Here is an 11,201-nt window from a genome sequence, read left to right on the forward strand (position 1 = left end):
ATAAAATCTTTCTTTCCAATTTTTTTTATCCGAGGGTTAATGGACAGCCTCTCAGGAAAATGGAAAAATAATCATGAATGAATATCAGGGAATGCGTTGGTACAAGTGCGATTTGCATCTGCATACGCCGGAAGACAGTCAACATTGGCTGGATCGTGAAACAAGACTGGGTGACCCCAGGAGATCCCGGATCGATGGCAAGTTTGACGAACAAAAAATTCAGGAAACAGCCAGAAAATATTTGCATCGGTGCCATGAGGTAGGACTTCAGGTTATTGGGGTGACCGAACACAATTTTTCCGCTCGAAGTGAACCAAGGGATTGGTTTCTTTTACACCTCATCGAACAAAACAACTCTGTGGCAAGAGATCGGGGTGTGGCTCCACTGGTGATTTTTCCGGGATTTGAAGTCGATATTGGTTACCACGTTCTCTGCCTTTTTCAACCGGTTGCCAAACAGAAGGGTCTCGAAGAGATCAACAGTGTTTTGACCAAGCTTGGTTTATCAGAAAACGAACGTTTCCCTGCCGGGAAGATAGCCCAACTTCGTCATAACGATCAGAAGGTTTCTCTCAAAAAATTGCTGGAGATTGTGCAGAGAGAGTATAAGGGAATTGTCATTGCCGCACATGCAGACCAGAAGGATGGCATCCTGTCGAACAGTGACCACAAGGGAGATTATGCGCATCCAGGCTTGTACTGTGTGGAATTGACCCAAGAGAGACCAGACCAAAAATACACGGATATCCTGGCCAGGAAGAATACGGATTGGCAGAGGGAAGGGTTTCATCCGGCCTGGATCATGTCTTCTGATGCCAAATCCCTGGCACAGAACGAAACCGGACAGCCGAAGGCCAACAGCCTGGGCTATCGGCATACCTGGATCAAAATGTCGGAGCCGTCCATCGAGGCGTTGCGGCAGGCGTTTCTGGATCCGGAATCCCGTATCCAACCTGCGGGAGAAGACCCCGCCAAACAAGAGAAACATGCCTGCATTGTTTCGGTGTCGGTAGCGAAGACCGCTTTTCTGGATAAGCAAAAGATTGTTTTTTCTCCCAATCTCAATTGTATCATCGGTGGGCGTGGCAGTGGCAAATCGGCCATTCTGGAAGGGATGCGCCTGGCCATGGGCAAGGACGACGATCCCAAATTGGATGCCAGAGCCAGGGAAAAAGTTGAACGCATTCAAAATCTGCTCACCAAAAATGTTGATTCCGAAGTGCGTCTCCTTTGGCGGAATGGTGACGGGGTTGAGGACACCCTGGTCTACTCAGTACCCCAGGCAGGAAGCGGCGTCTGCCGTGTCGATGGTCGGGACATGCAGGATCTCACTGCTTTTTTGAGGGATTTACCGGTACAGTTTTTCAGCCAGCAGCAGTTGAACCAGATTACGGCACAGGGTGGCAATGTTCTTTTGGCCCTGCTGGATGAATTTGCCAGAGAGGAACTGAAACCGTTGCTGCAAAAGGAAGCCGAGTTGCGGCGCGAAATCGAACAGCACTTTGCCGTAACAACCACCCTGGAGCAGATTGAAAAGGATTTGCAGCGCCTGCACCAGGAACATATTGAACTGGAACGCCAATGGGAAGCACGGTCAGCCCTTCAGGAAGATGCCCGCCAACATCAGGGGTTGAAAGCGGAACAGGCCTACATCCAAAAATTGAAAAATGGCCTGGAAGATGAGGGGGCACGACTGACTGCGGTCGTGGATGACATTTACGAAACGCACTCCCCCCTGGGATCCATTGTGGACCGCTGGCCCCATGGCGACTGGTTCAAGGAGAAAGATGCGCAATTATGGCAAGCCAAGGAAACCTTGAAAGAGGCCGTTGGTCAGGCAGTCGCAACATATCGCAAGACGTTTTCAAGTGTTTTCGAAGCGGATCCGCAGTGGCTGGAGATCAAGCAACATCATGAGCAGGCCGATGCGGAATTCAGCAGGGTGTGCGCCGAAAAAGGCATTGCCCCGGATGATGTGAGCCGTATTCAGGAAATCAGCCAAAAAAGAACCGGGAAAAAATTGGAACTGGAACAAAAGACCAAAGAGCGTCTCCGGTTGCAGCAGGTTCAGCAGCGGCTGCCGGATCTGTTTCATGCGTTGCACGAAAACTGGCTGGCTTGTTTCCAGGTCCGGCAGCGCTTGGCCGATGAGATTACCCAGGCTGCCCGGTCTGACAATAAACTGGTGATCGAATTGCATGTTGAGTATTTTGCCGATGATGTTTTGTTCCAAAAAGTCTGGGGAAAACTTTCTCTCGATGGCAGAACAAAACTGGGGCGGAATTGGGAAGAAATTGGCTCTATTGTTCGTAAAGAATATTTGTCTGAGAGAGCCAAAAATTTGTCCGAGAGAGCCAAAAGCCATCCTTCCCTGTGGGACATGCTGCAATCCTGGATGGAAAATGAAGCAACCACTCCCGATAGCATCCGTACCAGATTGAGAGTACTCCAACTCAGCATTTCTGAAATCAAATCGCATTTATTCGACTCCTTGCGCAAGACATGGCAGGATACCCGGATGATGCGCCTGGATGATGTTGTGGATCTGGTCTTGTATTGCGATGATGGCGTAAATGAAGAAGGACGGATCTCGGCAGGCACCCTCTCCGATGGTCAACGCAATACGGCGGCTTTGGCCATGTTGCTGGCCAGAGGGAACCATCCCTTGGTCATCGATCAGCCGGAAGATGAGTTGGATTCAAATTTTATTTTTCACCAACTGGTCCCCATGCTGCGGCGCTTGAAGAGTTCCCGGCAGATTATTCTGGCCACGCACAATGCCAATCTGCCCGTCAACGGGGATGCCGAACTGGTGTATGCACTCAGGGCCAGAGAAGGACGCGGGGAAAAACTGGCCGCAGGGGGACTTGACCGGAAGGATGTTGCCGATGCTGTTTTGGATATCATGGAAGGGTCCGCACAGGCTTTCCAGCAACGCAAAGAAAAATATCATTTTTAAACAGGGCAATCTCCATGTTTGACACCGTTTTGATCTTGTATGGGCACGGAATAATCCTCATGTTTGACACAGTGTCGGTATGGGGCAATTACCATGTATGACACAGCGGACGAACTTCTCGGGGAAATTGCCGCAGGTGAAGATACCTTCCTGGAGTTCAAAGAGGTGGTTTTTCTGGGTGACAAGCCTCGTTTTGCCAACGAGGAGGGGCGTGCCGCCAAGGTCATTGCCGAGGTTTTTGTCAGCATGGCCAATACCGAAGGCGGGGTTGTCGTGTTTGGCATCAATAAATTGGGCGAAGTGGTGGGGATCGATCCTGAAAAACGCGGGCTTTTCGAACAATGGGTGGTCAATTGTGCCCTGGATGCCTGTGAACCGAAAGGGAGCCTGGAACCCCGTTTGAATTGGCGCTACCTGCCGGACAGGGAGGGCGTGGACAGACTGGTCTTGCAGGTCGATCTGCCAAAATCGCGCTTTTATGTTCACCACACCACGGATGGAAAATTCTTGAAAAGGGTGGGCAGTCATCGCACACCGATTCCGGCAGAACAACTTGGACGTTTGTTGACTTCCCGCTCCCTGGCGATGCCTTTCGAAGAACGCCCCTGTCCCGGTACATCCCTGGATCATTTCAACAAGGATCGTTTCGATCAATACCATGTGCGCCGGTTTGGCCACTCGGTACGGGAGAGCGGTATCCCCATGGACAGGTTATTGGAGAACCTGAAACTCGGATTGCGGGTTGATGGCGGGTCCTGGCACCTGACCAATCTGGGAGTCCTGCTGTTTACCGACCATCCCCCGACCTGGCTGCCGGGAGCCTATAGTGAGATTGCCCTGTATGATCATGCCGTGGCGGACGGTAACACCTTGGATGTCAAACGTTTTGAGAGTACAGTGGACAATCAGATTGTGTCCGTTCTCGATTACCTGCTGAAAAGTCCATTTTTGGCCATGCGTTCGGAAAAAACGACCATGGGACGTATCGACAAACCAGCCTACAGTGGTCTGGCCATCCAGGAAGCGATTGTCAATGCCGTGGTCCACCGGGATTACGCGCTGACCGGTTCCCAGATCATTATCAATGTGTTTCCCGACCGGCTGGAAATCAAGAATCCGGGTGCCCTGCACAATACTCTCAAGCCGGAAGATCTGTATGCCGGTTGTCAGCCGATGCGTCGCAATCAAAATTTATCCGGTTTTTTTCGTGATTATCCAAGTCCACTGACCGGGCGGAGTTTCATGGAAGCGCGGGGTGTGGGATTTTTGTCCCTGGTGCGTGAAAGCGAGGCCCTGTCCGGGTGCAAGCCTTCTTTCGAGGTCATTGGCCAGGGTATAAGGTTGATCATTCATGCCGGTGGCCAGGAATGGATGCAGTCATCAAGGGGTTTTCCATGACTCCTGGGGAATCGGCTGCATTAAACCTTTTTTCAGATCGGCGAGAAAGTTTTGGCGGGGAATTTCCCGGGCACCAAAGCGGGCCAGATGCGGGGTGTGCATCTGGCAATCGATCAAGGTGAACCCTTTTTGTTGCAGGGTTTCCATCAAAAAGGCAAACGCGCATTTGGAGGCATCTGCCGCCCGGAAAAACATGGATTCGCCGAAAAAACAACCGCCAATGGCCACCCCATAAACGCCACCCACGAGTTGGGGGGGAGAGGGGGGGGCCAGACTCCAGGCCTCGGCGGAATGGGCAAACCCAATTGCATGCAGGCGAACATAGGCCTCGACCATCTCCCGGGTGATCCAGGTGCCTTTTTCCTCGCGGACCTCTCCACAAGCCTGGATCACTTCCGGAAAGGCCGCATCCAGGGTCAGACGAAAGCGGCCCTGGCGCAGGGTTTTTTTCAGGCTTTTGGGCAGGTGGAACCACTCCGGTTTCAACACCATGCGTGGATCCGGACTCCACCAGAGCAGGGGTTCACCTTCCGAATACCAGGGAAAAATGCCGTAACGGTAGGCGGTGATCAGCCGATGCAGGGAGAGATCCCCGCCGATGGCCAGTAGACCATTGGGTTCGGCCAGTTCTACCGGGGGAAAATAATGTTCCTTGGGAAGTCGAAATATGGGCATGTGATCCTGCATGAATGACATTGAGAAGCTGACCCAGTTTTTCATTTGTTTTTATTTGAAATTGGCATGTTTTTAGGCAGCCTCTGAGACGCGGTTTAATGCGCCGCAGCCCAATCACGACCATGGCCCATATCCACCCGCAAGGGCACTTTCAGTTCCGCCACGCCTTCCATGGCCGTGCGGATGAGCGGTTGCACCGCATGCAACTCCTCGTCCGGGGCCTCCAGAACCAGTTCGTCATGTACCTGGAGAATCATGCGCGTGCGGTACCCGCCCTGCCGCAAGGCTGCATCGAGGCGAATCATGGCCATTTTGATCAGATCGGCTGCCGAACCCTGGATTGGGGCATTGATGGCCGTGCGTTCGGCCACTTCGCGCAAGGTGCGGTTGCTGCTGGCAATGTCCCGGATCGGGCAGCGTCGTCCCCCCAGAGTGGTGACATAACCCTTCTCCCGGGCATTCCGGATGGTGTCGTTCATGTAGGTCTGCACGCCGGCATAACGAGCAAAATAGAGATCCATGTAGGCCCGTGCCTGGGTCTGACTGATGCCCAGATGTTTGGCCAAGCCAAAGGGACTCATGCCATAAATCAGCCCGAAATTGATGGTTTTGGCCATGCGGCGCTGCTCGGCGGTCACCTGGGCCGGATCCACCCCGAACAACTCTCCCGCCGTGGCGGCATGAATGTCCTGCTCCCGGGAAAAAGCCTCGCGCAGACGGGGCACATCCCCCATATGGGCCAGCAGGCGCAACTCGATCTGGCTGTAGTCGGCGGCCAGCAGGTGCCAGCCGGGAGGGGCGACAAAAGCGGCCCGGATGGCGCGTCCCTCCGGGGTGCGGATCGGAATGTTTTGCAGATTTGGATCCGATGACGACAGACGCCCCGTGAGGGTGACCGCCTGGTTGAAGCTGGTATGAACCCGCCCGGTCCTGGGGTTCATGATGGTCAACAGGGCATCGGTATAGGTGGATTGCAGTTTGGTCAGGGTACGATATTCCAGCATCTGGATTGGCAGGGCATGTCCCTGTTCCGCCAGACGGGTCAGAACGGAGACATCCGTGGAATAACCGGTTTTGGTTCGCTTGCCCCCCTTGATGCCGAGCTTTTCCGGGCTGAACAGGATTTCTCCCAATTGCTGGGGGGAGTTGACGTTGAACGGTTCCCCGGCCAGACGGTGAATTTCGGCCACCAGAGCCTCCCGCCGACTGGCCAGCGAGGCCGATAATTGCGTGAGCAGGTCCCGATCAATCCGGGCACCGGCGTGTTCCATGTTGGCCAGGATGGGCAGCAGGGGAATTTCAATTTCCTGATAGAGGCGGGCCATGTCGGGTATGGCTGCCAGCTCCTGCTGCATGCGGCGCGTCGCTTCCCAGGCCAGTTCGGCATCCTCGCAGGCGTAGGGTCCCGCCTGCTCCAGGGGAACGGCATCAAAACGAATGGCATTTTTTCCCGTACCGGTGATTGCCTTGAATGGGGTGGTGGTGCGTCCAAGCAGGTTCAAGGCAATGGTATCCAGATTGTGCCGCCGCTCGGGGCCGTGCAACAGATGCGACAGGAGCATGGCATCTTCCCGAATGCCGGCCATCCTGATGCCATAATTGGCCAACACCAGCCAATCATATTTCAGGTTTTGGCCAACCTTGCCGATCCGGGACTCCTCCAGCAACGGTTTCAGGGCCGGCAATACCAGATCCCGGGACAACTGCCCGTCAGGGGCCGCCTGGGGGGTGTGGGCCAGAGGCAGATAAAATGCCTGCCGGTATTGCCAAGAGATGGAAATTCCGACCAGTTCCGCCTGGACTGCATCCAGACTGGTGGTTTCGGTATCGATGGCAAAACAAGGTTGGCGGCGCAACTCCTGCATGAATTCCGCAAAAGCGGTTGGGTCGGTCAGGATGCGGTAGTCGTTGACCTCGACGGGTATGGCGGCCATCCCGGTGGCCGGGGTGGTGACTGTTTCGTTGACCGAAGCAGCGACCGTCCCGGTGTCCGGTGCAGCGACTGTCCCGGTGATCGAAGTTGTGACCGTTGCAACGCCATCAACCCCTGCTTCGGAAGAAATTTGTTTCAGAAGCGAATGAAATTCCATTTCGGTGCAGATGCGGCGCAAATGCTCCCGGTCCGGGGGTTGGCATTGCAGATCAGCCATGGTCACTGGCAGGGGTGCGTTGCGGTCAATGGTGGCCAGTTGTCGCGACAGACGGGCTTGCGCGGCATATTGAATGATATTTTCGCGGCGTTTGGTTTGTTTGATCCGCTCTGGATGGGCCAAAAGGGTTTCCAGATCGCCAAACTCCCGGATCAACTGGGCAGCAATTTTGGGACCGATGCCGGGTATACCGGGAATGTTGTCGGAACTGTCCCCGGACAGTCCCATGAGATCGATCACCAGCTCGGGTGGCACGCCCCAATGTTCTGTGACTTCGGGGATACCCAGCCAGGTATCCTTGCCGGGATCCAGCAGGCGAATGTGGGGAGCGACGATTTGCATCAAATCCTTGTCACCGCTGACAATGCACACCTCCAGGCCGGCGGTCACGCCTTGTCCGGCCAGGGTGCCGATAATGTCATCGGCTTCAAAGCCTCCCAATTGCAGACGGGCAATCCTGAAAGCATCCACCACATCCTTGATAATGGGCACCTGCGCCCGCAAATCTTCAGGCATGGATTGCCGATTGGCCTTGTATGCCGGGTAGAGGGTGTGACGAAATGTTTTACCACGGGCATCGAAGACCATGGCCATGTATTCCGGGTGGTGGGTATCGACCAGCTTTTGCAGCATTTTGTAAAAGCCGTAAATGGCATTGGTGGCAAATCCATCCCGTCGTGACAGATTGCGCACCCCATAGAAAGCCCGATACAGGTAGCCGGAGCCATCGACCAGAAAGAGGCGTGCCATGTTGACTTTTCCCCATGAAAAATTGTAACTGTTCAGCTTCCCCATTAAAAAACGTTTGAAAAACCGGGATGGAGGTCCAGGAGGAAGGGCTGTGCCCTGCCGTTTCAACGATGAAATCTCATGATGACTAATATTTTTGTTATTTTGCCTGGCGGCGGGATTGTTTTGCATGAAGATCCCGCCCCTCTTCTGGTGGAAGAGGGGCGGGGAAAAAAGGATCATGAAGCGCGTGTGGGGTGATCAGGTATTGATCTTGGCGGCGCGGACGGAGGAGGGGACCCGGGTGGGTTCCACCTGCCAGATTTTTTCGGCGTAGGTACGCACGGTTCGGTCGATGGAAAAATACCCCATTCGGGAGGTATTCATGATGGCCTTGCGACCCCAGGCATCCTGATTCTGGTAGACCAGATCGATTTTATCCTGGCAGGCGACATAGGCTTCATAGTCGGCCAGGAGCATGAAATGGTCACCACCCCGTACCAGGGCATCGAAAATCGGGGTGTAGCGATGCGGATCGTCGGGGCAGAAATAGCCGTCCCGGATCATGTCCAGCACCCTGTGCAGTTCCTGATTTTCTTCGTAATACTTGGCGGGATTGTAGCCTTTTTGCCGCAGGGATTGGACCTCATCCGCCGTCATGCCGAAGATGAAAATGTTGTCATCGCCGACTTCGCGGAGGATTTCAATGTTGGCTCCATCCAGGGTTCCGATGGTCAGGGCACCATTCAGGGCGAATTTCATGTTGCCTGTGCCTGAGGCCTCGGTTCCGGGGGTGGAAATCTGTTCGGAAAGATCGCTGCCGGGGATGATGGTTTCTGCTGCCGAGACGTTGTAGTTGGGCAGGAAGACCAGTTTCAGGCGATCTTTGACCATGGGATCGTTGTTGATCACCTTGGCCACTTCCACGATCAGGCGGATGATCAGCTTGGCCATATGGTAGCCGGGGGCTGCCTTGCCGCCAATGATCACGGCCCGGGCGGTCGGGTCGGCAATCTGGCCATTGCGGATGCGGACATAGCGGGTGATGACGTGCAGGACGTTGAGGAGCTGACGCTTGTATTCATGGATCCGTTTGACCTGCACATCAAACATGGCGGATGGATCCAGGCGGACGCCCACCCGCTCTTCCACCATGCGGGCCAGGCGGATTTTGTTGTTTTTCTTGATGCTCATGAATTTCTTGCGAAATTCAGCATCTTCAAGATGGGATTCCAGGGAGCGGAGCTGGGGCAGGTCGGTGATCCATCCTTCGCCCTGGTGCTGGCTGATGAAGGTGGCCAGTTCGGGGTTGGATTGCAGGAGCCAGCGGTGCTGGGTGATGCCGTTGGTCACATTTTCAAACTTGGCCGGATCCATGCGGCTGAAATCGGCGAAGAAGGAAGCCTGCATGAGTTGGGTATGCAGTTTGGCGACCCCATTCACTTTTTTGCTGCCGATGACCGACAGGTTGGCCATGCGCACCCGGCGGCTGTGGTCGTCGAAGAGGGAGACCCGGCTCAACATTTTCGGGTCGCCGGGGAACTGGTACTTGACCGCCGTCAGGTGGTGATGGTTGACCTGATAGAGGATGTCCAGATGGCGGGGCAGAATTTTGCCCATGATGTCGATGGGCCAGGATTCCAGGGCCTCGGGGAGCAGGGTGTGGTTGGTATAGGAGTAGGTTCGCCGGGTGATGTCCCAGGCCTCGTCCAGGGAGAGTCTGTAGGTATCCATCAGGATCCGGGTCAGTTCCACCACGGCCAGGGAGGGGTGGGTATCGTTCAGATGGATGGCCACCTGATCCGGGAGTTTGCGAATGTCTTTTTCGGTCAGGAAAAACTTGCGCAGGATATCCTGGAGGGAGGCACTGACGAAAAAGTATTCCTGTTTCAGGCGCAGCTCCTGGCCCATGAGGGTATTATCGTTCGGATAGAGGACCTTGGAGAGGTTTTCCGAATCGATTTTGTCCTTGACGGCGTCGATGTAGTTGCCTTCATTGAAGAACCGGAAATCGAAGTCATGCGAGGCTCGGGCCGACCAGAGGCGCAGATGGGTCATGGTCGGGGTGCGGAAGCCGGTGAGGGGGATGTCGAAGGCGACGGCGATGACATCGTTGGTGTCCACCCACTGGATTTTTTCCTGGCCTTTTTCGTCCCGGAAGCTGATGACCCGGCCTCCGAAGCGCACGGTGAAGCGGATGCTGTGGCGTTCGGTTTCCCAGGGGTTGCCGAGTTCCAGCCAATCTTCGGGTTGTTCGACCTGTTCGCCCTGTTCGATGCGTTGGGTGAACATGCCGAATTCATAGCGGATGCCATAGCCGATGCCGGGGTAGCCCAGGGTGGCCATGGAGTCCAGGATGCAGGCGGCCAGGCGGCCCAGGCCACCGTTGCCCAGGGCGGGGTCCAGTTCCTGATCGATCACGCTTTCCAGGGAGGTGCCGCACTCCCGCAGGGCCTGAGCGATGGCGTCCTGAAGGTCCAGGTCGATGAGGGTGCGCCGCAGGTTGCGACCGATCAGGTATTCCATGGATAGGTAGTAGACCCGCCGCCCCCGGGTGGCCTGGAGGGTGCGTTCCATTTTGACTTTGCGTTCGTACAGGATGGCTCGCAACAGATAGATGACAGACTTGTACCAGTCTCTCTGGTTGGCCAGGCTGGGGTCTTTTCCCACCATGTGGACCATGAAGTGCAGGATATTTTTTTTCAGGGTTTCCACGTTCCAGGGGGCTTGGTCCTGGCAATCGAGGACCAGGCACAGGTCTTTATGCAGATCTTCCATGCTCTCTCCAGGTCGTTGGGCGTCATTTACCGACAGGGTTTTGGCCTGTGATCCGACATTCGTTCATGGCACGCGATGGCACGCTGGCATGATTTCGATCCATGTCTTGATCAGGCATCTCAGACAGATTGCCAACTCGCAACGTCGGTCCATGACACGGACGATGGCAAATATACGGGTGTCATTCTCGCACAAACTTCCCCGCCTTGGTAGGTATCCTCTACCATCTTTCTTGATTTTGGATCAAGCCACCACCAGCATGGGCAGGGCATTGCCAAACCACAGATCAGGGGCAGCCTGAATAAAACCAGGGAGACGACACCATGAAATTCATCGATCCGCGCATCGACTATGCATTCAAGAAAATTTTTGGCAGCGAAGATGCCAAGGATGTCCTGATCAGTTTTCTGGAGAGCCTGCTGGGTCTGGATGGGGACCGGCGTATTGTGGAGTTGGTCATTCTGGACCCGTTTCTGGCCCCGAAAATCAAGGGACTCAAATCTTCGATCCTG

At 54.9% G+C, this 11,201-nt stretch carries 6 protein-coding genes; 3 read left to right on the plus strand and 3 right to left on the minus strand.

Annotated features, from left to right (window positions below):
• The first annotated feature begins 73 nt into the window (after positions 1–73).
• Both HQL65_18420 and HQL65_18425 read left to right on the plus strand, forming a co-directional pair.
• Positions 74–2,959: an AAA family ATPase gene (locus HQL65_18420; protein MBF0138212.1), complete on the plus strand. Its 2,886-nt coding sequence runs from the start codon at positions 74–76 to the stop codon at positions 2,957–2,959.
• A 93-nt stretch (positions 2,960–3,052) separates the two neighbouring features.
• The gene (locus HQL65_18425; protein MBF0138213.1) at positions 3,053–4,357 is read left to right on the plus strand and encodes a putative DNA binding domain-containing protein; all 1,305 of its coding nucleotides are present in this window, start codon (positions 3,053–3,055) and stop codon (positions 4,355–4,357) included.
• Here the strand turns inward: HQL65_18425 and HQL65_18430 are convergent.
• From HQL65_18430 to HQL65_18440, 3 genes are all read right to left on the minus strand, one after another.
• Positions 4,340–5,032 carry a leucyl/phenylalanyl-tRNA--protein transferase gene (locus HQL65_18430; protein ID MBF0138214.1) on the minus strand — a complete coding sequence of 231 codons (693 nt, stop codon included), beginning with the start codon at positions 5,030–5,032 and terminating at the stop codon, positions 4,340–4,342. The two genes, HQL65_18425 and HQL65_18430, sit on opposite strands and share 18 nt — an antisense overlap.
• Positions 5,033–5,127: 95 nt before the next feature.
• Positions 5,128–7,932 carry a DNA polymerase I gene (polA, locus tag HQL65_18435; protein ID MBF0138215.1) on the minus strand — a complete coding sequence of 935 codons (2,805 nt, stop codon included), beginning with the start codon at positions 7,930–7,932 and terminating at the stop codon, positions 5,128–5,130.
• Between the two features lie 240 nt (positions 7,933–8,172).
• Positions 8,173–10,689, minus strand: a complete 2,517-nt coding sequence (locus HQL65_18440) for a glycogen/starch/alpha-glucan phosphorylase (GenBank protein ID MBF0138216.1) — start codon at positions 10,687–10,689, stop codon at positions 8,173–8,175.
• 323 nt (positions 10,690–11,012) lie between these two features.
• Here HQL65_18440 and HQL65_18445 point away from each other — a divergent pair.
• The coding region (locus HQL65_18445; protein ID MBF0138217.1) for a PD-(D/E)XK nuclease family transposase at positions 11,013–11,201 on the plus strand (189 nt) is incomplete at its 3' end.

The sequence above is a fragment of the Magnetococcales bacterium genome (assembly GCA_015228935.1).
Taxonomy (GTDB): domain Bacteria; phylum Pseudomonadota; class Magnetococcia; order Magnetococcales; family DC0425bin3; genus HA3dbin3.

Bases quoted from the DNA above. Each gene is read 5' to 3' on its own strand.
- HQL65_18440 (MBF0138216.1), bottom strand. From the start codon at position 10,689: ATGGAAGATCTGCATAAAGACCTGTGCCTGGTCCTCGATTGCCAGGAC.
- HQL65_18430 (MBF0138214.1), bottom strand. From the start codon at position 5,032: ATGCCCATATTTCGACTTCCCAAGGAACATTATTTTCCCCCGGTAGAA.
- HQL65_18425 (MBF0138213.1), top strand. From the start codon at position 3,053: ATGTATGACACAGCGGACGAACTTCTCGGGGAAATTGCCGCAGGTGAA.
- polA (MBF0138215.1), bottom strand. From the start codon at position 7,932: ATGGCACGCCTCTTTCTGGTCGATGGCTCCGGCTACCTGTATCGGGCT.
- HQL65_18420 (MBF0138212.1), top strand. From the start codon at position 74: ATGAATGAATATCAGGGAATGCGTTGGTACAAGTGCGATTTGCATCTG.